Origin of the sequence: Bacteroides sp. 51 (assembly GCF_010500965.1) — a bacterium.
Classification (GTDB): domain Bacteria; phylum Bacteroidota; class Bacteroidia; order Bacteroidales; family Bacteroidaceae; genus Bacteroides.
The window spans coordinates 51027-72453 of record NZ_QVMI01000014.1; the positions used below are offsets into that span (position 1 = coordinate 51027).

Annotated in this window: 20 protein-coding genes; 15 read left to right on the top strand and 5 right to left on the bottom strand. The window is 41.5% G+C overall.

Features of this window, described 5'->3' with window-relative positions; all coding sequences use genetic code 11:
- The first annotated feature begins 51 nt into the window (after positions 1-51).
- Genes atpA through D0T87_RS11920 form a run of 4 tightly spaced genes read left to right on the top strand, consistent with a single transcriptional unit; the run spans position 52 to position 5218 of the window.
- Positions 52-1632: a F0F1 ATP synthase subunit alpha gene (atpA, locus tag D0T87_RS11905; protein WP_163175356.1), complete on the top strand. Its 1581-nt coding sequence runs from the start codon at positions 52-54 to the stop codon at positions 1630-1632.
- A 3-nt stretch (positions 1633-1635) separates the two neighbouring features.
- The gene (locus D0T87_RS11910; protein ID WP_163175357.1) at positions 1636-2544 is read left to right on the top strand and encodes a F0F1 ATP synthase subunit gamma; all 909 of its coding nucleotides are present in this window, start codon (positions 1636-1638) and stop codon (positions 2542-2544) included.
- Between the two features lie 41 nt (positions 2545-2585).
- Positions 2586-4766 (top strand): HRDC domain-containing protein, encoded by a 2181-nt coding sequence (locus tag D0T87_RS11915; RefSeq protein WP_163175358.1) that lies wholly within the window; start codon positions 2586-2588, stop codon positions 4764-4766.
- The gene (locus D0T87_RS11920; protein ID WP_163175359.1) at positions 4763-5218 is read left to right on the top strand and encodes a YqaA family protein; all 456 of its coding nucleotides are present in this window, start codon (positions 4763-4765) and stop codon (positions 5216-5218) included. The genes D0T87_RS11915 and D0T87_RS11920 overlap by 4 nt, the downstream gene beginning before the upstream one ends.
- A 9-nt stretch (positions 5219-5227) precedes the next feature.
- Here the strand turns inward: D0T87_RS11920 and D0T87_RS11925 are convergent, their stop codons facing one another.
- On the bottom strand, positions 5228-5977 hold the full coding sequence (locus tag D0T87_RS11925) for a GNAT family N-acetyltransferase (RefSeq protein ID WP_163175360.1): 750 nt from the start codon (positions 5975-5977) through the stop codon (positions 5228-5230).
- A gap of 285 nt (positions 5978-6262) precedes the next feature.
- Between D0T87_RS11925 and D0T87_RS11930 the strand changes: the two genes are divergently transcribed.
- The 6 genes from D0T87_RS11930 to rarD all read left to right on the top strand — a co-directional run bounded on the left by D0T87_RS11930 (position 6263) and on the right by rarD (position 12209).
- Positions 6263-7141, top strand: a complete 879-nt coding sequence (locus D0T87_RS11930; RefSeq protein WP_163175361.1) for an AraC family transcriptional regulator — start codon at positions 6263-6265, stop codon at positions 7139-7141.
- Positions 7142-7262: 121 nt separating this feature from the next.
- Entirely contained in the window at positions 7263-8408 is a 1146-nt protein-coding gene (locus D0T87_RS11935; protein ID WP_163175362.1) for an iron-containing alcohol dehydrogenase, read from the top strand.
- A gap of 275 nt (positions 8409-8683) precedes the next feature.
- Positions 8684-9457 (top strand): class I SAM-dependent methyltransferase, encoded by a 774-nt coding sequence (locus D0T87_RS11940; RefSeq protein ID WP_163175363.1) that lies wholly within the window; start codon positions 8684-8686, stop codon positions 9455-9457.
- A 4-nt stretch (positions 9458-9461) separates the two neighbouring features.
- The gene (gene rsgA, locus D0T87_RS11945) at positions 9462-10517 is read left to right on the top strand and encodes a ribosome small subunit-dependent GTPase A (protein WP_163175364.1); all 1056 of its coding nucleotides are present in this window, start codon (positions 9462-9464) and stop codon (positions 10515-10517) included.
- A gap of 317 nt (positions 10518-10834) precedes the next feature.
- Entirely contained in the window at positions 10835-11293 is a 459-nt protein-coding gene (locus tag D0T87_RS11950; protein WP_163175365.1) for an HU family DNA-binding protein, read from the top strand.
- Between the two features lie 10 nt (positions 11294-11303).
- On the top strand, positions 11304-12209 hold the full coding sequence (rarD, locus tag D0T87_RS11955; protein WP_163175366.1) for an EamA family transporter RarD: 906 nt from the start codon (positions 11304-11306) through the stop codon (positions 12207-12209).
- A gap of 14 nt (positions 12210-12223) precedes the next feature.
- Here rarD and D0T87_RS11960 read toward each other — a convergent pair whose 3' ends face one another.
- Positions 12224-12454 carry a hypothetical protein gene (locus tag D0T87_RS11960; protein ID WP_163175367.1) on the bottom strand — a complete coding sequence of 77 codons (231 nt, stop codon included), beginning with the start codon at positions 12452-12454 and terminating at the stop codon, positions 12224-12226.
- A gap of 221 nt (positions 12455-12675) precedes the next feature.
- Here D0T87_RS11960 and D0T87_RS11965 point away from each other — a divergent pair, with 221 nt between their 5' ends.
- On the top strand, positions 12676-14667 hold the full coding sequence (locus D0T87_RS11965; RefSeq protein ID WP_163175368.1) for a glycoside hydrolase family 97 protein: 1992 nt from the start codon (positions 12676-12678) through the stop codon (positions 14665-14667).
- A gap of 13 nt (positions 14668-14680) precedes the next feature.
- Complete coding sequence (locus D0T87_RS11970; RefSeq protein WP_163175369.1) at positions 14681-15805, top strand: acyltransferase; 1125 nt, start codon at positions 14681-14683, stop codon at positions 15803-15805.
- A gap of 71 nt (positions 15806-15876) precedes the next feature.
- Here the strand turns inward: D0T87_RS11970 and D0T87_RS11975 are convergent, their stop codons facing one another.
- The 3 genes from D0T87_RS11975 to D0T87_RS11985 form a co-directional block, all read right to left on the bottom strand.
- Complete coding sequence (locus D0T87_RS11975; RefSeq protein ID WP_163175392.1) at positions 15877-16770, bottom strand: DUF3078 domain-containing protein; 894 nt, start codon at positions 16768-16770, stop codon at positions 15877-15879.
- 89 nt (positions 16771-16859) lie between these two features.
- Positions 16860-17555: a TIGR02206 family membrane protein gene (locus tag D0T87_RS11980; RefSeq protein WP_163175370.1), complete on the bottom strand. Its 696-nt coding sequence runs from the start codon at positions 17553-17555 to the stop codon at positions 16860-16862.
- Positions 17556-17567: 12 nt separating this feature from the next.
- Positions 17568-18038, bottom strand: a complete 471-nt coding sequence (locus D0T87_RS11985) for a MaoC family dehydratase (RefSeq protein WP_163175371.1) — start codon at positions 18036-18038, stop codon at positions 17568-17570.
- Between the two features lie 218 nt (positions 18039-18256).
- Between D0T87_RS11985 and D0T87_RS11990 the strand changes: the two genes are divergently transcribed.
- From D0T87_RS11990 to D0T87_RS12000, 3 genes are read left to right on the top strand one after another with little or no spacing between them, the layout of a single operon-like run.
- Positions 18257-18778: a DUF2269 family protein gene (locus tag D0T87_RS11990; RefSeq protein ID WP_203558677.1), complete on the top strand. Its 522-nt coding sequence runs from the start codon at positions 18257-18259 to the stop codon at positions 18776-18778.
- Between the two features lie 53 nt (positions 18779-18831).
- Positions 18832-19683: an MBL fold metallo-hydrolase gene (locus tag D0T87_RS11995; RefSeq protein ID WP_163175372.1), complete on the top strand. Its 852-nt coding sequence runs from the start codon at positions 18832-18834 to the stop codon at positions 19681-19683.
- Positions 19684-19700: 17 nt separating this feature from the next.
- A complete protein-coding gene (locus D0T87_RS12000; RefSeq protein WP_163175373.1) occupies positions 19701-21362 on the top strand; it encodes an alkaline phosphatase in 1662 nt (553 codons plus the stop codon).
- Positions 21363-21427 lie beyond the last annotated feature (65 nt).

Consider the following 21427-nt stretch of genomic DNA (forward strand, 5'->3'; position numbering starts at 1 on the left):
AAAGGCGGGTTACATCAATCGTAAATCGTAAATAGTTAAATCGTAAATAAAATGGATAATATAAAAGTAAGCGAAGTATCTGATGTACTTCTTCGTCAGTTGAAGGGGATTGATGCCCGTGTACAGCTTGATGAGATTGGTACTGTTCTTCAGGTGAGCGATGGGGTAGCCCGTATCTATGGGTTGAGGAATGCCGAAGCCAATGAACTTCTGGAGTTCGAGAATGGTATCAAAGCCATTGTGATGAACCTGGAGGAGGATAATGTTGGTGCTGTGCTTCTTGGTCCTACAGATAGGATAAAAGAGGGGTTTACAGTTAAGCGTACAAAGCATATTGCATCCATTATGGTGGGCGAGAATATGTTGGGACGTGTGATTGACCCGTTAGGAGAACCGTTGGATGGTAAAGGATTGATTGGTGGCGAACTCTACGAGATGCCTCTTGAACGGAAAGCTCCGGGAGTTATTTTCCGCCAGCCGGTAAATGAACCATTGCAGACGGGATTAAAAGCAATTGATGCCATGATTCCTATTGGACGCGGGCAACGTGAGTTGATCATTGGCGACCGTCAGACGGGGAAAACAGCTATTGCTATTGACACTATTCTCAATCAGAAAGCCAATTATGATGCTGGGAATCCTGTGTATTGTATATATGTGGCTGTAGGTCAGAAAGCATCTACTGTGGCATCACTGGTAAATACGTTGCGTGACTTTGGTGCAATGGATTACACGATTGTAGTTGCTGCTACTGCTGGTGATCCTGCTGCTCTACAATATTATGCACCTTTTGCTGGAGCTGCTATCGGCGAGTATTTCCGCGATACCGGACGTCATGCTCTGGTGGTTTACGATGATTTGTCTAAACAGGCGGTAGCATACCGTGAGGTGTCTCTGATCTTGCGTCGTCCTTCCGGACGTGAAGCTTATCCGGGGGATATCTTCTATCTACACTCTCGTTTACTGGAACGTGCTGCTAAGATTATCAACCAACAAGAGGTTGCTGCAGAAATGAATGACCTGCCGCCGAGTCTGAAAGATAAGGTAAAAGGTGGTGGTTCGCTGACAGCTCTGCCGATTATTGAGACGCAGGCCGGTGACGTTTCTGCTTATATTCCTACGAATGTGATCTCTATTACGGATGGACAGATCTTCCTTGATACCAACTTGTTCAATGAAGGTAGTCGTCCGGCTATTGATGTGGGTATCTCTGTATCGCGTGTAGGAGGTAATGCACAGATCAAGTCGATGAAGAAGGTGGCGGGTACACTGAAGATAGATCAGGCGCAGTATCGTGAACTAGAAGCATTCTCTAAATTTAGTGGTGATATGGATGCAGTAACTATGCTTACTTTGGATAAGGGAAAGAAAAATACGGAACTGTTGATTCAGAAGCAATATTCGCCCATGCCTGTAGAAAAGCAGATTGCTGTTCTTTATTGCGGTACACACGGGTTGTTGAAAAATGTTCCGCTCGATAGTGTCGCCGATTTTGAACAGGGTTTCCTCAAAACGCTGGAACTCAATCATCAGACTGATGTGCTGGATGTTCTGAAGAGGGGAGAGATTAATGATGAAGTAACCAAAGCGATTGAAGAAACTGCCGCAATGGTAGCTAAACAATATTTATAACCTATGGCCTCATTAAAAGAAGTAAAAGGTAGAATAAGCTCTGTAAAGAGTACACGTAAGATAACATCTGCGATGAAGATGGTTGCATCTGCCAAGCTGCATAGGGCTCAGAATGCAATTGAAAATATGTTGCCTTATCAAAGTAAGTTGAACCGGATTTTGACGGATTTTCTCAGTTCAATGGATGTTTCACTAGATAGTCCTTTTACTGTTCAAAGAGAGGTGAAACGTGTGGGAATTATTGTATTCTCTTCCAATTCTTCTTTGTGTGGTGCTTTTAATGCAAATGTCATTAAACGTTTTGTTGAGGTTACAGACAGATATAAAACGTTGGACAAAGAGAATATAAAAGTATATCCGGTAGGCAAGAAGATAGAGGAAGCAGTGAAGAGACTGGGATTTACTCCGGAAGGAACTTTTCAGGATATAGCAGATAAGCCGTCATACGATGAAGCTGCAAAACTGGCTGAGAATGTAATGGATCTTTTTATTGCCGGCGAATTGGATAGAGTGGAGGTTATTTTCCATCACTTTAAATCTGCTGGTGCCCAGGAATTAATGGATGCCACTTTCCTGCCTATTGACTTAACGCATGTTGAGGAAGAGGCGGAAGAAGAGGAAATTAATGCTGAGAAAAAAACTTCCAAACGGAAAATACGAATTGATTATATTGTTGAACCTTCTGTTGAGGAATTTATTGCCAGTTTACTACCTACTGTTTTAAAACTGAAAGTCTTTACAGCATCACTTGATTCTGCTGCGTCTGAGCATGCTGCCCGTATGATGGCTATGCAAGTTGCCACGGATAATGCTAATGAATTGATCGATGACCTGACCAAACAGTTTAATAAGACCAGACAGCAGACTATCACCAATGAGTTGCTTGATATTATTAGCGGTAGCATGAAGTAACTCTCGCTATTAATGCTTAAATTTGTCGAAAAAGCATATTAATGGACTTAAACACAGAAATAGAGCTCGCTTGGCAATGTATAGAGAATACCGGTTCGCACCTTTTTTTAACAGGTAAGGCGGGAACCGGTAAAACCACTTTTCTTCGTAAGCTAAAAGAGAAATCCCCTAAAAGAATGATTGTTGTAGCCCCTACGGGGATTGCAGCAATTAACGCGGGTGGGGTAACTATTCATTCTTTCTTTCAGTTATCATTCGCTCCTTATATTCCCGAGAGTAAGTTTACTTCCGCACAATCTCCTTATAAATTCGGTAAAGAAAAAATCAGTATTATCCGTAGTATGGACCTTCTGGTGATTGATGAGATCAGTATGGTTCGTGCCGATTTGCTGGATGCTGTTGATGCCGTTTTACGACGTTACCGGGATAGGCATAAACCCTTTGGTGGGGTACAGTTATTGATGATTGGCGATTTGCAACAGCTTGCTCCTGTAGTGAAAGAAAGTGATTGGGCTTTATTGAGTGAGTATTACGATACTTCTTTTTTCTTTGGTAGTCATGCACTCAAAGAAACAGACTATATAACGATTCAGTTACAAAAAGTATATCGGCAAAGTGATGATGTATTCGTTGCATTGTTGAATAGAATACGTACAAACGATATTGATAATCAGGTACTTTTTGAATTAAATAAGCGTTATATACCCAATTTTCAACCGGATGAGGACGATGGATATATTCGTTTGACTACCCATAACTACCAGGCACAACGTGTAAATGAACAGCAGTTGGCCGCTTTGCCCGGACAGTCCTTTAATTTTAAAGCAGTTATCGAAGGGAACTTCCCTGAAACGGCTTATCCGGCCGATATGGATTTGCAACTAAAGAAAGGTGCCCAGATTATGTTCATTAAGAATGATTCCTCGGGTGAAGGGCGATATTATAACGGTAAGATTGGTATAGTGACTGCTGTAGGGCGCGATCATATCATGGTGTTGGGAAAAGGCGATAGCAGAGATTTCGCTCTGAGCCATGAAGAGTGGACCAATAGCAAATATACGCTTAATCCGGCGACCAAAGAAATAACCGAGGAAGTAGAAGGTATCTTCAAACAATACCCCATCCGGTTGGCTTGGGCGATCACCATACATAAGAGTCAGGGATTGACTTTCGAACGTGCGATTATTGATGCCAATATGTCTTTTGCACACGGACAGGTTTACGTTGCCCTGAGCCGATGTAAAACCTTAGAAGGGATGGTGCTTGGTTCGCCTTTAACTCGCGAATCGGTCATCAATGATGATTCGATCAGCGACTTTACCCGTGCTGTAGAGAGTAGTTTTCCTGATAAAAACCGTTTAAATGAATTACAACGTAGTTACTACTATGAGCTGCTGTGCGAACAGTTTGGTTTTTCTAGTATAAGGAGGCACTTCTCACAACTGCTTCGTTTATTCGATGAGTTCCTTTATGACCTTTATCCTAAGACCCTGCAAGGTTACAAAATGCACTTTGAACGCTTTCAGAGTGAGATTGAGAAGGTTGCCAATGCTTTTCAGGGACGTTATGCAGAGTTGATGCTGAACCCGGATTATGCTCAGGACCCGGTATTGAATGAGCGGGTTACTTCCGGGGCTCGTTATTTTCATGAAAAGGTGGAAGATATTTTACAAGTACTGATTCGTAAGACTCAAATAGAGCTGGACAACAAGGAGCTTAAGAAGCGTTTTGAAGAAGCCTTCTTTGCATTGAAAGAATTGGTACAGATTAAGCTGGGTACATTGGAGCATACAGCCACAAATGGATTTACTGTTCCTGGTTATTTGAAGAATAAAGCACATATTATTGTGGCTTTATCCACTCCTGCTCCGGTGGCTAAAAAGGGACAAACAAAGTCGGGAGTTAAGAAAACAAAGACGACTATTACTTCATCTAAAGTGGAGAAGGTTGAAGTATCTTCCGATATAGATCATCCGGAATTATATAAAGCGTTGGTCAGGTGGCGAAATGCAGAAGCTGCGAAATCAGGATTACCCGTATATACTATTCTTCGGCAGAAAGCAATTCTGGGTATTGTGAATACTTTACCTACCAGCACCACTGAATTGGAGCGTATTCCGTTCTTTGGTGCTAAAGTGCTTGAAAAGTATGGCGAGGATGTTATCCGTATGGTAGAGGCTTATATGAAGAAAGCGGGAATAAAACGGAGGCTGGATCTATGATTGAAGCACTGATCGGGCTGGGTTATGTCGGTTTGTTTATAGCCTGTTTTATTTCAGCAACTATCCTGCCGTTTAGTTCGGATATTATTGTGGTGGCACTTGTTGTTGCCGGTTTGGACTACCGTATTTGCCTATTGGTGGCTGCCGTTGGTGGTGCGATGGGAGGCATGGTCAATTATTACCTGGGGCGCCAAGGAAAAACAGAGTGGATAGAAAAACACTCCAATGTACGTCTTGATAAAGTTCAGAAGATTATAGACTGGTTGAATGGCAAAGGTACTTATATGGCTTTCTTCTCCTGGGTTCCTGTCATTGGGAATCTCGTAGTTCTTGCTTTGGGTTACCTTAGGGCCAATGTTTGGATTGTGAGTGTTTGTGTATTGGCAGGCATGTTTGTCCGTTATCTGGTGGTTATTATTCTTACGTTACAGGGCATTGAGCTTGTTGGGTGATATTGGTTTTTATTTTTTGAGTATTCTCTTTAAGTATTCTACATCTAACAAATTCACCGTCTCAAAATTTCCTTTATAAAATACAGCCCAGTTATTAAAAACACAAGGTAGATTCTTTGCTTTCTGCAACGTATCTACTTGAATTAAAGACACAGGAACATCATTCTCTTCACAATACTGCTTTATCATCTCAATGGCATGATAAACATAAGGGCACTGCATGTCGTAATAAATTGTTAACTTGTTGTCTTCAATCTTTGGAGTTTTTACATTCTGTGCAAATTTTGGCGTTGTTCCGTCAAAAGAGAGTGCAAGCAATTCATATCCATTATCGGTAGTATCAACAACCTTAAAACCGTACTTCTTTACGAATGATTGGTCGGAAAGCCAGGACTTCTGTTTTTTCGCTCCGAGCATACATATACCGGATTTGCCTTTTTCTTTGGCGTCGGCCAAACAATACTCCATCAATGATTGCCCGTATCCTTTTCCTTTGTGACTGCCCAAAACCCATAAACAATACAGATAATAATAGTTGTCTCCGGTTATGGGGACCCAAGCTGTTTCAAGAGGAGCATATTCGATAAAAACCGTAGCCTTTTCATTTAATTTTCTAAAGACATGACCTTCGTTTAGCCGCTCGGAAAGCCATTGTCGCTTTGCTTCAACACCTTGATGAGGCTTCTTGCTGCGGATAATACAGCATAAATGCTCATTGGCAAGATTTTCTGTTGTTAGGTTTACAAAATCGGTATTCATGTGCATCCTCGTTTTAAATTGGGGTATTATCAATTAACGGGTTATAATTGCATCGCAAACTTACATAAAAAGAATGATTTATAAATGAGTTGAATAAAAAGAATTAATGAACACAGAGACGCGGAGATACAGAGTTTTTTTATTTTTCTCTGTGTCTCCGTGTCTCTGTGTTCATTCTATTTATAGAAGAAATATAATGAATTCGCGTAGATTATTTTTTTAATAACCAATTAACTTTTAAGAAAACATGCTTATCTTAGCATCCGAATCATTCAATTAAAAAATATGAATACAAAATCCGATATAGTCATATACAACTATCTGGATACATTTTTCTGCTGTTATGTTGAAAATGATAAGTTGTGCGAGGAGATGGTAACTGATCATATGTTGGTGTATATCTGTTCCGGTGAGATGATACTGGTGACAAAAGAAAAACGTATTGTCTTCAAGAAAGGTGATTCTTTCTTCCTGAAACGTAACCACTTGATAAAAAAGATAAAACAGCCTGCAAAGAATGGGGAGAGTTTTAAAGGTCTTTTCCTACAACTCAAAACCCCGTTTCTTAAGAAAATGTTTTCCGAACAGCACATTGCCCTTCCGGTTAATGCAGGGAAGTTCATAGGTGGTTCAAATCATGTGATGCTGGATAAGCATCCTTTTCTGGACGGTCTGTTCTTGTCGCTCGAACAATATTTTAATGCCAAACAATACCCTTCAAAGGAACTGATGGATGCTAAATTGAAAGAGGCTGTTTTTACTCTGCTGCAACTCAAACCCGAGCTGGGAGGGATATTGTTTGATTTCGCTGAACCCTGGAAGACCGATCTTGCCGAGTTTATGGCAAACAATTATAAATGTGATCTTTCCATTGAGCAGTTTGCCCATTATACCGGGCGTAGCCTGTCTACTTTCAAAAAAGATTTTGCTCGTATCTACAATGAAACACCTAACCGTTGGCTTATCAGGAAGCGACTGGAAGAGGCTATGAATCTCATCAACAACAAAGGGCAGAAGCCCTCCGAGGTTTATCTGGATGTAGGCTTTAAAAACTTGTCTCACTTCTCTACAGCTTTTAAGAAACAATTCGGATATTCTCCGTCTTTAATCACAAAGAAAGGAACATACCAGGAGGGTTTCAATACATCTGTAGGTAACGTTTAAGAAAACAAACTTATAGCTTTTCAGAAAAACAACATCACCCGATGAAGTGTTTAATTTGCATCACCAAACGGAAAACGTTTAAGTAATGTATTTTTTATTAACGCAATAATAGATAACTGTTATGAACAACTTTATTTTTCAGAACCCCGTGAAGCTTATCATGGGCAAAGGAACGATTTCAGAATTAGCAAACCATATACCCGCCGGAAAACGTGTGATGGTAACTTTTGGTGGCGGTAGCGTCAAAAAGAACAATGTGTACAGTCAGGTTGTGGAAGCTCTTAAGGGTTTCTATACTGTAGAGTTCTGGGGAATTGAGGCTAATCCTACTATTGAAACTCTTCGAAAAGCTATTGTGCTGGGAAAAGAAGAAAAAGTAGACTTTCTTGTTGCTGTGGGTGGTGGTTCTGTGATTGATGGAACGAAACTTATATCGGCCGGGCTGCTGTACGATGGCGATGCATGGGATTTAGTGCTCAAGGGTTATGATACAAATACGGTTCCTCTGGCAACTGTTCTTACTCTGCCTGCAACAGGTTCGGAGATGAATCAGGGTGCTGTAATATCGAATATGGAGACGAAAGAAAAGTTTGGTTTCTTCTCTAATTATCCTGTATTTTCTATTCTTGATCCGGAAACGACTTTCACGCTTCCCGATAATCAAATAGCCAATGGGCTTGCCGATACTTTTGTACATGTAATGGAGCAGTACCTCACGGTGCCCGGCGTTTCGCGCTTGATGGACCGTTGGGCAGAGGGCATTCTTCATACGGTAGTTGAAATAGCTCCTCTTATAAGAAAGGATAAACGTAACTACGATGTGATGGCCGAGTTTATGCTTTCTGCAACTATGGCTCTCAATGGCTTCGTGGCGTTGGGCGGTGTTCCGCAAGATTGGGCTACGCATATGATTGGGCATGAACTGACTGCATTGCATGGTCTTTCGCATGGGCATACGCTGGCTATCGTTCTGCCCGGTACAATGAATTTGTTGCGCGCAAGCAAAGGTGATAAGATTATCCAATACGGTGAGCGTATATGGGGCATCACCGAAGGAACGCGCGATGAGCGTATTGATAAGGCTATTGAGAAAACCGACGAATTTTTCCGTTCGCTTGGTCACACCACCCGTCTTAGCGAAGAGGGGATAGGCATGGATACTGTTGAAGAGGTTGAACGCCGTTTCAATGAACGTGGGGTTGCTTTCGGAGAGAATCATAGTGTAAACGGAGAAATGGCAAGGAAGATCCTGATAGACAGGATGTAATGACATACAGATTGTTGATCTGGTTGTTTTTATTACGCAATATTTTGCTTCAAACAAAATATTGCGTACTTTTGCGGCATGACTAAGACATTTAAATCGGATTTGGTTTAGTAAACAATCTGTGTTTCTTCTACAGATTGTCCTTTCGTTTACTCTCGGATAACTCTTTTCGGGAGTGATTTCTATATTATTATAATTCAAGTTTTTTAATCTGCGTACAATGACGAAGGCATTGTTATGCCCTCCCTCGCGTGTATGCAAAAAACATTAAGACAATGAGTAACGAAAATAAAACTATTCACGAATTCGATCTACAATTAATTTGCGATTTCTTTTCCAATATGGAACGTCAAGGGCCCGGAAGCCCGGAAGTAACGGTCAAGGCATTGAGTTTTATAGATAACCTTACCGATAAATCACTTATCGCCGATATCGGCTGCGGAACAGGTGGTCAGACGATGGTCCTGGCGCAGCATGCGCCGGGACAGATTACCGGATTGGACTTGTTTCCCGATTTTATCCGGATATTGAATCATAATGCAGGCCGTTTAGGTTTGCAAGACAGGGTAAGAGGTATTGTCGGTTCAATGGACGACCTTCCTTTCGGGCAGGAAGAACTAGACCTGATCTGGTCGGAAGGTGCTATTTATAATATTGGCTTTGAACGGGGACTGAATGAGTGGCGTAAGTTTCTGAAAACAGGAGGTTATATCGCCGTTTCCGAAAGCTCGTGGTTTACTGACGAACGGCCGGCGGAAATTCATGATTTCTGGGTAGATGCGTATCCTGAAATAGATACTATTCCTAATCAGGTAGCCAAGATACATAAAGCCGGGTATCTTCCTGTGGCCACTTTCGTTCTGCCGGAAAACTGCTGGACAGAGCATTACTTTGCTAAAAAGACGGCGGCCCAGGAGGTTTTTCTTAATAAACATGCCGGAAATAAAGCAGCCGAAGAATTCAGCTCCCTTCAATTTCATGAAGAAGTGTTATACCGCAAGTATAAAGAATTCTATGGCTATACGTTTTTTATCGCAAAAAAAAGATAGTACAATGATTAATTTAAATATGTATGGTTGGAATGATAAGCTAAACCAACTAAAACAGGAATCAACATATAGCGCTCTTGCTCATGGCCGTGTATCGGTGGTACACCGCACATGCTATGAGGTCGTTTCCGAAACAGGCTTGTTTCAGTGCGAACTGACGGGGAGTATGATGTACGGAAAGTCGGAGTTTGAGTTGCCTTGCACGGGCGACTGGGTAATTTTCCAGCCCTTCGACGATCATAAAGGAATTATCGTTGATATGCTGCCGCGCGAGCGGACGTTGTATCGCAAGAAAAGCGGAACGGTTGCCGATAAGCAAGCCATTGCTTCTTATGTTGACAAGGCGTTTATCGTGCAAAGCCTGGATGATAATTTCAATGTGCGCCGGGCCGAGCGCTTTATGGTTCAGATATTAGAGGAAAACATCCATGCCGTACTGGTTCTCAATAAAGCCGATATGGGGTTTGACAGGCAGAGGGTGGAAGAGCAGATTGAACACGTTGCCCGTCAGATACCGGTGTTTTTCACAAGTATTTATCAACCCGAAACGATTCTCCGGTTGCGCGAGTCGATAGCAGAAGGCGAAACGGTGGTGTTTGTCGGCTCCTCGGGTGTCGGGAAAAGTTCTTTGGTGAATGCAGTTTGCGAAAAAGCGGTATTGCTCACATCCGATATCAGCGTATCTACCGGAAAGGGGCGGCATACTTCGACCCGCCGGGAAATGGTGTTGATGGACGGTTCGGGTGTTTTAATCGACACTCCGGGCGTTCGTGAATTTGGTCTGGCTATTGATAATACGGATTCTCTGGCAGAGGTATTGGATATTTCCGACTACGCACGATCGTGCCGTTTCAAGGATTGCGAACATACGGGCGAGCCTGGTTGTGCGGTTCTGGAAGCTGTAAACAGCGGTGCGTTAGACCGTAAGGTGTATGATAGTTACCTGAAACTCCGGCGCGAGGCATGGCATTTCTCCACGTCCGAACATGAGAAACGGAAAAGGGATAAATCCTTTTCGAAGCTCATAGAGGAGGTTAAGAAGCGCAAGGCTAATTTCTGATTCTTTATTTAATGTAATGCAGGTATTCTCGGATACCTGCATTTTTTTTACTTCATATCTATACTTTCTGCACTCAACGAATAAAGAATCTTCACTTAACGTTTAGCCTCTCTACACTTGAGCGTTATAAGAGATGAAGAATAGCGCTGTTTTTCTGGAAGAACAGCGCTATTCTTTGCGAAAAACAGCGCTATTCTTCCTCCTTTTTGCAAATTAAGTAAAAACACGCTATCTTTACCGTACAGTTAAGCCAGGCGTTAAGTATATGCAGTTTAACTGTACAATCAATATTGTCAATTTATTAAAAAATATCTACTATGCCTTTAATTTATAAACCCGTACAAAGCAATATGACTTCCGAGGATGGAGAGAAGAAGTGGTTTCCCCATATCGTTAAAATAAAAAAGAGAGTTACGACCGATACATTAGCCGAAGAACTATCCGATATATCGGCCCTTTCGCGGGGAGATGTACACAGTGTGATCCAGAATTTACTCCGTAGTTTCCGTCATCATTTGCTAAACAGCGAAACGATACACCTCGATGGCTTTGGAACATTCACCATCAAGGCCAACTCGGCCGGAAACGGAGTGAGCACACCACAGGAAGTTAGTTCGAAGCAAATAAATCACCTGACCGTTCAGTTTACGCCTTGTTTCAAACGCACACCCGGCGTGGGAATAACATATCCCATGTTTAAAGGAGTCGAATTTGTTCGTGAAGATAAGGTCGGAAACCGGGGCGGGAAGCAAAAAACAGAACCGGAAGAAGAATAACAAGCAAACCATGCAATCGAATCATAAGAAATTAAGTTATAACCAGGGCATTATATATGCTTTGGGCTGTTATATTGTCTGGGGACTTTTCCCCATCTTCTGGAAAGCCATTACAGGGGTGCCTGCGGTAAATGTACTGGCTCATCGCATCGTTTGGTCGTTTATATTTCTCCTCGTCTGGGTACTGCTCACCAACCGGCAAACATTCATCAGTTACGTAAAGCAACCCCGACTTTTGCTCAGGCTCGGTCTGGCAGGCTTTGTTGTTAGTGCTAACTGGGGCATATACATCTATGCCGTTGAAACTAACCATATTGTTGAGGCCGGTTTAGGCTACTATATAAACCCGTTGGTAAACGTATTCCTGGGCTATATGTTCTTAAAAGAGCGACTGGCTACCATGCAAAAAGTGGCTGTCGTGCTGGCTCTTATCGGCGTTACATACCTTACCATTAGTTATGGAAAGTTTCCCTGGATATCCTTAGCCCTTGCCACGACTTTTGGTTTATATGGACTGCTGAAAAAGAAAGCCAATCTTGAATCCATGCCCGCACTTACGGTAGAAACAATGGTGGTTTGTCCGTTCGCTTTGGCCTTTTTATTTTATACTGCCGGAAGTGGAGTGGGGATACCTTTTTTTCCTTCGTCTGCCACAACAAGTTCATTGTTGGTTTTAAGTGGCATCGTTACTGCCATTCCGCTTCTTTGGTTCGGGAAGTCGGCACAAGTCATCCCTTTATCCACAATGGGTTTTATCCAATACCTATGCCCTACGCTCCAGGTACTTCTTGGCGTATTCGTGTATGGCGAATCTTTTAGTATAGAATATCTCATCTGTTTTGCCTTCGTTTGGGCTGGATTGGCATGCTATACAATCAGTATTCTTAGAGGAAAAAAAGTAACTATAGCTAAATAGAATCATTTAAAGAATCAACATTCAAAATTAAACTTATAATCTCCGATTCTGATCACATCGTTTTCGAACGTTTCCTTATTTCTTGCCTTACTCTTCACTTTTGTGCGGTTATTATACACCGTTTGCGGGGAGTGCCGGTCCCTCACTTTCTGGTCGAGTTCCTTCAATAATATATCTCTTTCGTTGGCTCCTGCTGTTGTGGAAAAAAAGAGAATAGTAAGTAGAAATAAGATTAATCTATTCATTGTTTTCTATTATTCTACAATCTCTTTCTACCTGTTTTAATTTAAATGGAAATATTAAATAATTGATATACAGAACTGTATGCTGATCATGCTGTGTTGAAAATCTACCTGATGCCTACCTGCGAACCGATTGTTAATGTTATATATGTAGTTTTGTAGTGAGACAAACGCTGAACTCACATTAATATCATTATATTTAAATCTTAAAATAAAAAAGAACCATGAAAAGAAAGAAAGCAGCACTAATTTGTTTATTAATCCTGTTTGCCGGTGCGGTAAATGCCCAGAAGGTGTTTACAGTACAAGCACCCGATGGTAAATTAAAGGCCACAGTATCAGTAGGAGATATTGTTGAATACACCGTGTCTCATGAGGGCGATGTAATGCTCGATAAGTCCGCCATCTCCATGACTCTGGCAAACGGTACGACATGGGGCAAAAATGCAAAATTAGCCGGCTCGTCAACAAAGACCGTGAATGAGGTAATTGATGCAGTTATCTATAAAAGGAATAAAATTGCCGATAACTACAATGAACTTACACTCCGCTTTAAAGGAGATTACCACATTATTTTCAGAGCATATAATGACGGAATTGCCTACCGTTTTGTATCCTTCTCTAAGAAACCTTTCATCGTTGAAAATGAGCAAGCCGAGTTTAACTTCCCTGCGAATAACAACATATTCGTAGCCTATGCAAATAGGAGAGGTACTCTTGAAGAACAATACGAAAATTCCTTTGAGCAACCCTACCACCACATAGCCCTATCCGAATGGGATAAAGAACGTCTCGGAATATCGCCACTTCTGGTAGAAGGAGTAAAAGGTAAAAAGCTTTGTATTGCAGAGGCCGACCTGATGGATTATCCGGGAATGTTTCTTTATCCGGGCAATAAAACCAATTCGCTGAGTGGCAGATATGCACCTTATCCAAAGACCATTGAACAGGGCGGACACAACAAACTGCAAGGGTTAGTCAAATCAAGAGAGAATTATCTGGCTACCTATAATAAAGGAACAAGCTTCCCGTGGCGCACCGTAATCATTTCCAGCAAAGACGCCGAACTGACAGATAACGATATGGTATATAAACTGGCAACCCCTGCAAAGGGAGATTACTCGTGGGTGAAACCCGGTAAGGTGGCCTGGGATTGGTGGAACGACTGGAATCTATATCACGTTGATTTCCGCGCAGGTGTTAACAACGAAACATACAAATACTATATTGATTTTGCTTCTGATCATGGCATAGAATATGTTATTCTGGATGAAGGTTGGGCAGTAAATTTAAAGGCCGACTTGTATCAGGTAGTACCAGAAATTGACTTGAACGAAATTATAAAATATGGCGAAAGCAAAAATGTAGGGATCATCCTTTGGGCCGGATATTATGCTTTCAACAGAGATGTCGAAGGCATTTGCAAGCATTACAGTGCTATGGGCGTAAAAGGTTTCAAGGTCGACTTTATGGATATAGACGATCAGCCGATGGTTGATTTCCACCGTCGTGGAGCAGAAATTGCCGCTAAATACAAAATGTTAGTTGACTATCACGGAACTTATAAACCAACCGGATTGCAACGTACCTACCCGAATGTCATCAACTTCGAAGGAGTAAATGGTCTGGAGCAGCTGAAATGGTCGGGTCCTGAACTGGATCAGGTGACGTATGATGTAACGATCCCATTTATTCGTCAAATTGCAGGACCAATGGATTATACCCAAGGTGCAATGCGCAATGCAATAAAGGGAAATTACAGACCGGTAAACAGTGAAGCAATGAGTCAGGGAACGCGTTGTCGCCAGCTTGCAGAATATGTAATCTTTGAATCTCCACTGAATATGCTGTGCGACAATCCTCAGAATTACATGCAAGAACCCGAGTGTACTAAGTTTATCGCTACAATCCCAACAATATGGGACAATACCATCTCTTTGGATGGAGAAGTTGGCAAATATGTGGCCATCGCGCGTCAAAACGGCGATAACTGGTATGTAGGTGCTTTGACAGACTGGGATAAGCGCGATATGATTCTTGATCTTTCTTTCCTGGGTTCGGGCAACTTTGAGGGCGAAGTGTTTAAAGATGGTATCAATGCCGACAGAGCAGCGCGCGATTATAAAAAAGAAATTATCAATATCCCCGCGAATCGTAAATTGCCAATCTCAATGGCTTCGGGTGGAGGTTATGTGATCAAAATCTATAAGAAATAATTCCATTTTAATCATGACTAATCTTAAAAGAGAACATATCGCTTGGGTTGACTTACTTCGTGTAGTTGCCTGTTTCCTGGTTGTAGTAGCACATGCCTGCGATCCGTTTGTGGCGCAAATCGGAGTGAAAGACTCTGAGTTTCTGTGGGGCGCATATATCGGTAGTTTAGTAAGACCATGTGTTCCGTTATTTGTAATGATATCGGGCGTACTACTTTTACCTACCAATATGAATATGAAAGACTTCTATGCAAGGCGTGCCAAACGTTTATTTGTACCTTTCATCTTTTGGTCATTGGTATTGCCTGTACTTAACTATTTGTATTTTTCAACAGGCATTGAAAGTACTAACCCAGCCATCAACCCGGATAACTATACGGTAGCGGCTACAATAAACAAAATGTATACCTTTATCTTTAATTTCAATCAGGATACTACGCCCATGTGGTACGTTTACATGCTTATCGGCATCTATCTTTTCCTGCCGATAATGAGTGCCTGGTTGGTGCAGGCATCAAAGAAGGATATACAGTACTTTCTGGGCATCTGGATTGTGTCCTTGTGTTTACCGTATATCGCTCTTGTTGCTCCCTATCTGGGGTATACAGGCGATGGTCTGCTTGGTGCCTGCACATGGAACAGTTTTGGAATGTTGTACTATTTTTCCGGATTCTTAGGTTATGTGATACTGGCTTATTATCTGAAGAAATATCCATTAAACTGGAATGCATCCAAAAGGTTTGGAATAGGCATTCCTATGTTTGTTGTAGGATATCTCGCTGCTGCTTTTGGCTTTATTTATGCCAGCAGGAATTTCCCCGGGCAATGGAACATAATTGAAATACCCTGGTACTTCTATGGCATCAGCGTGTTTCTGATGACATTCCCTGTGTATCTCATCATGCAAAATATCAAGATCAAACAGTCGGCCTTGCTATCCAAAATTGCATCGCTAACTTTTGGTATATTCCTTTGCCATTTTGTTTTCGTACAGATAGGGTATGATTTTGTTTATACATTTATTCCTGTGCCTGCGCCCATTCAGATCATTTTAACATCAATCGTTGCTTTTCTCCTCTCCATGCTGATTATCTGGCTGATGAGCCTGAGCAAAATAACGAGGAAAGTTATTATGTAGATAGAATGTATATTTAGTGCTTCGGGTGTGGGCTATCGGACTTAATCTTATTTTCCAACCGCGTATTCCGGTTAGAAGTTATAAGCGATGCCTATTCCCAGCATTTCTTTGAACTGGACTTTGGCGCCGTGTTTCACTTCCGTGCCATCTTCCGCAATTTTGATTGTCTTGACATCATTGTCATACTTCAAAGTTGTATTTACCGTTGCCGACAGGAACTTATTGATTTTCATATTCAACATAACATCCCAGTTGACATCGATGTTTCCAAAGGATTTATCGTATGCAGTAAAGAAATCAGCAGTAGATATAAGCTCTACATTTTCCATGATTTTCTTCTGGAAACGAGTTTTCAGGTAAGCACCCATCTCAGCTTTAAATTTATCTCCCGGATCAAGGCCAAACGATCCCAGACTGGACAAATAATCATCTTCCACAAAAGTAAACTTTGCCGCCAAGGGGGATAAATAAATTGAATAAATTGTATTGGGGCGATACTCCATACCCAACGATAAGTTGGAATAAGCCGGTGCCATGAACTTGGAAATGTAATGCTCTCTGTCCGGATATTTGTATCCTTTATAAAACTGCGATTTAAAATCTCCCATAATGGTGTAATACCACTTATCATTGGTAGAATAACCCAATTGGGTGGTGAAGTCTATCTTATCGCTAACCTTTTGTACGCCTTGCGATTTTGTTTTGTTCATACCATATTCCAGTGCCAGAGCATTGGACCAAAGCCAGTTTCCACTTTTACGGTTGAGTGTTCCGTTCAGGTACACTGTTCCGGCTAGCGAGCTTTCACCTCCGGCGGACCAATTGCTCAGTGCCGTTTGCGACATGTTCAAACCGGTAACGCCCTTCAGGTACCATTTACCATCTTCCATTTTATCCTTATCATCCTGCGCACTTACGGCCACAACCATTGATAATAACATGATTGATAAAAATATACGTTTCATCATATTTACCTTTAATTTGGGGGATATTTATATCCTTTGTTTAATGTTTCCTTTTTTTCTAAAACAGGTACAAAGGCTTTTTTGTTCATTCAGTGTTTACGCCATTTCCATGGCAGATACATAATGAACTGAACGATAACGACGAGTCCAACCATCCATATCAACCGTTGGGGCCACGGCCCCAGGGCATCAATAATGGTAGGTGTGTCTGGCTTTATATTGCCTATAAAACCATAGTTCCATCCGAATATAATATCCAAAGGTAAGATGAGGGCGACGTAAAGAAGGTCGCAGCCAACAACGAATAAGTAATCTTTAAAGACGGGGCGATAGCTCCGCACGACGAGGTCATATATGGCTGCCGATATTATTCCTCCGTGTAGAAACCAAAACAACCAGAACCGGAAAGTCGTTGGGTCTTGATTGCCGGTAGGGGTGATTATGGCCTGGCTGGTCAGGGCCAAAGCGCAGAAGTATAATAATGCGCTTGTTCGTTTATTGGGTTTTATCAGGGATATGGATGCGATAATAGCCATAAAATCGCATACATGGAGGGGTAGGCTTGTGTCGAGTTTGAAATTGGCAGGTAAAAAATAATAGATGTTATAGGCAATCCAAAGACCAAGCAAGGAAATACCGAATCCTTTCGAAAAGGGTTGCAGATGCCCGGTACGTTTCAACCGGGCACCTGCAATGGATATAAATATGGCCAATACTATTACAAATAATACCATTGATGCATGCAGGAATGGCGTTATTTCATGGTATGTCATAGCATTTTCCATTCAATGTGCGTATTAAATATATCCCTCTTCAAAGTGATATAAGAAGACGATTACAGCATCGAAAGCGCTTTTTCTGGAATCTTTAATTTCCATAGTCACTTTCATTTCTGCTTTGGCTATTCCCCGCAGGTTGACAATGGATTGCAAGGATGTTCTCAGGCGTACTTCACTATCTACAATGACGGGCTGGTTGAATTTCAATTTTTCAATTCCGTAGTTAATCAATGATTTTATATTCTTCACCTCAACGATTTGTCCCCATAGATAAGGCAAAACAGAGAGGGTCAGATAACCATGTGAGATTGTATTTTTATAAGGGCTCTCGGCCTTAGCTTTTTCTACATCTACATGAATCCACTGATGATCCAGCGTAGCGTCTGCAAAGAGGTTGATCTGATCCTGTGTGATTTTCAGATAATCCGAAACTCCGATTTCTTTTCCAACGAATGATTCAAATTCTTTAAAGTTATTAATAACAAGCATAGTTTTTATGATATAAATAAGTTTCCGGCAAAGATACAACTCATTAAAGAATTTGTCGTTTAAAACAGATGCTTTTTTGGGTTGCGACAAACAAATTCCGGGCGGGTTAGTGGGTAGTGATGTGCGGTCTGAAAAACTTTTTTCTTCTTGAACATTGACTACTCAATGTTTTATCCTATATTTGAAGTTGATGATTAATCAACATTAAAACTACAATTATGGGAATAAAGAAACTTAGCCCCCAGGGTGTTAAGATCTTGAAAATGTTTCATATATTCTTTGCTTTCTCTTGGATTATCGGTGGTGTCGTCCTTTGTGTATTGGCTTTTGTAACACATCCGGAGACGGGCGGCGAACTCTATATGCGTTCGCGGATATTGCAAATCGTGGATGACTATTTTATTGTTTGCGGTGCTCTCGGAGCATTGATTACCGGTTTAATCTATAGTATATGGACCAACTGGGGGTTCTTTAAACATCCGTGGATTATCGTGAAGTGGGTAATGACTATTCTGCAAATGGTGTTCGGTACATTTGTATTGGGGCCTTACATAAATGATAATGTAATTATAGCCAGCCAGCTTCGGGATGCAGCGTTAACCGATCCGGCATTTCTTGCCAATGTAGAATCAACACAACTTTGGGGAACTGTACAAGTTTCATTGTTAATTGTCCTGATCGTAATTTCAGTGCAGAAGCCGTGGAAGAAGAGTAAAGGAAAAAAGAAGCTGAATGAATGATTTTGAAATTGAAAAGTAACAATAATAAGTAACATTACAAGCAATTCAATAATATGATAAAGAGACTGACGGCATTATTTATGGCAAGTGTATGCACCCTATCGTTATGTTATGCTCAAAACAATAACATATTCTCTTATAAAGTAGGGGATTATGAAGTTATTCTACTCTCCGAAGGCCAGTCGGATAACAAGACAGATAAACTGATTGGCGCCACACCCGAGATTCTCCGGGAAACAGTGCCCGATGGGACATACAAAACGGCGGTGAATACCTTTTTAGTGAAAACTCCGGATAAGATTTATCTTATAGATACGGGATTTGGTCGCAACCTGTGGACTAATTTAGATGCCATCGGTGTCTCTCCGGAGCAAATAAACGTTGTCGTTCTCACTCATATGCATGGCGACCATACCGGGGGCACGCTGAAAGACGGCGTGGTTGCTTTTCCAAATGCCCATCTCATTCTCTCTGCCCCGGAATACGTTTATTGGATAGAGGAAGCCAAGCAAGAGAATGCCTCCCGCATTGTAAATCTGTATGGTGAAAGGGTGCAGGTTGTAACTCCCGAACAGTTGGAAAAGAAACAAGGAGACGGTATCTATTTTATTGAGGCTTACGGACATACTCCCGGTCATATGGCATGTTTGCTACAGTCCGGCGATGAGGAACTGCTGATTTGGGCCGATCTGACCCATGCCATGGCCGTGCAGATGCCTTATCCGGAGATTGCCCTGACTTATGATTCCAATCCGGAAATGGCCGTCAATAGCCGGAAACGGATACTGGAATATGTGGCAGAAAATGAAATCACAATCGCCGGAATGCATATTGCCTATCCTGCTATGGGAGAGATAAAAGCGTCACCGGAAAAAGGATATTTATTCACACCTTGTAGTAAATAGTAAAAGGATTTGTTGTTATGAAAAAAGTGTTTTTATTGTTGTTGATACTTGTTGTATCATCAGATGTATTATTAAGCCAATCATATAAGAAAGAAGTCAGGCCAACTAAAAATGTAATATTGATGATTCCCGACGGATGTTCGATAGGCGTATTGTCTAATTCGCGTTGGTATAAAATTTATAATAAACTGGGTGGAGAGAACCTGGCGGTCGACCCTTATATTTGTGGTACGGTAAAAACCTTTTCGTCCAACGCTCCTATAGGCGATTCTGCTCCAACTACTTCGGCTTATATGACAGGTATGCCACAGCAAACGGGCAATATATCCATATATCCTGTGGCCGATCCGGAAAATGATTTGATCTATGTTGATCCGGCCAAAGCTTATCAGCCTTTGGCTACGGTTATTGAGGCAGCGAAGATAGAAAAGAATAAGGCCATCGGCCTGGTTGCAACTGTAGAGTTTCCGCATGCCACTCCTGCCGATTGTTCTGCTCATCATTATAACCGTAAGAAGTATGCACAGATTGGTTCTCAAATCGCGTATCAGAACTTTGATGTGATTTTTGGAGGCGGCAATTCCATTCTTACCGATGATATTAAAAGCCACCTGCAAAGTAAGGATGTGAACTTGATACAGAATGACTATAAAGCTTTCAAGTCTGATAGCAGCGATAAACTTTGGGCCTTATTCGGAGATATGCACCAGGTGTACGATCTGGACAGAAACCCCGAAGAAGTTCCTTCTTTGGAAGAAATGACTCAAATAGCCCTTGATAAACTGTCGCGCCGGGAAGAAGGTTTTTTCCTTATGGTCGAAGGCAGTAAAATAGATTGGGCAGCACATTCTAATGATGCTATTGGAATGATTACCGAATATCTGGCTTTCGATAAAGCCGTTCAGGTGGCTATAGACTTTGCCCGGAAAGATGAAAACACCACTGTAATTATTCTACCCGACCACGGAAACAGTGGATTTACCATGGGTAGCAGCGCAAGTTCCAGAGGATATGACAGGAAAACAATTCATGAGTTCTTTCGCGATTTCTCTAAATTCAAAAAAACTTCGGAAGGACTTGAAAAGATACTGGAAAAATCAACCCCTGACGAATTTAAATCTCTATTCAAACTACATCTGGGCATTGATTTAACCGCCGAAGAAGTGGAACTTTTAACCAAGGTGCACCATCAGAAAGCAAACAATTATATGGAGGTTTCAAGCTCGGTCAATATTTCTTCTGTTATTGTTGATATTATGAAATCGCGCACACCGCTTTGGGGATTCACTACCGGCGGACATTCGGGCGAGGAGGTGTTCCTGGCTGCTTATCATCCGAAGGGTGATGTGCCTATGGGAATGAATACGAATACTGACATTTTCAACTATTTATATAGTATTGCGGGTCTGCAAACACCTATGGCGGAACTAACCCGGAAGATATTTTCAAAGCATACCGATGTATTCAGCGGATACAAATATTCGATAGATAAGACAAATGCCGATTTTCCGGTGTTGGTAGTGAAACAAGGGAAGACTACGCTCGAAGTTCCCGCTTTTAAGTCTGTAGCCTATCTCAATGGGAAGCCGTTTGATATTGGTTCTGTCACGGTTTATATTGATAAGAATGATACGTTTTATCTGTCAGGTGCGCTTCTTGATGTGATGAATAAACGCTGAAATAAAGAGAATGAGGGTGTGTCATAAGTGGATTTCTTTCATCGTACCGAAATAACAAAACTAAG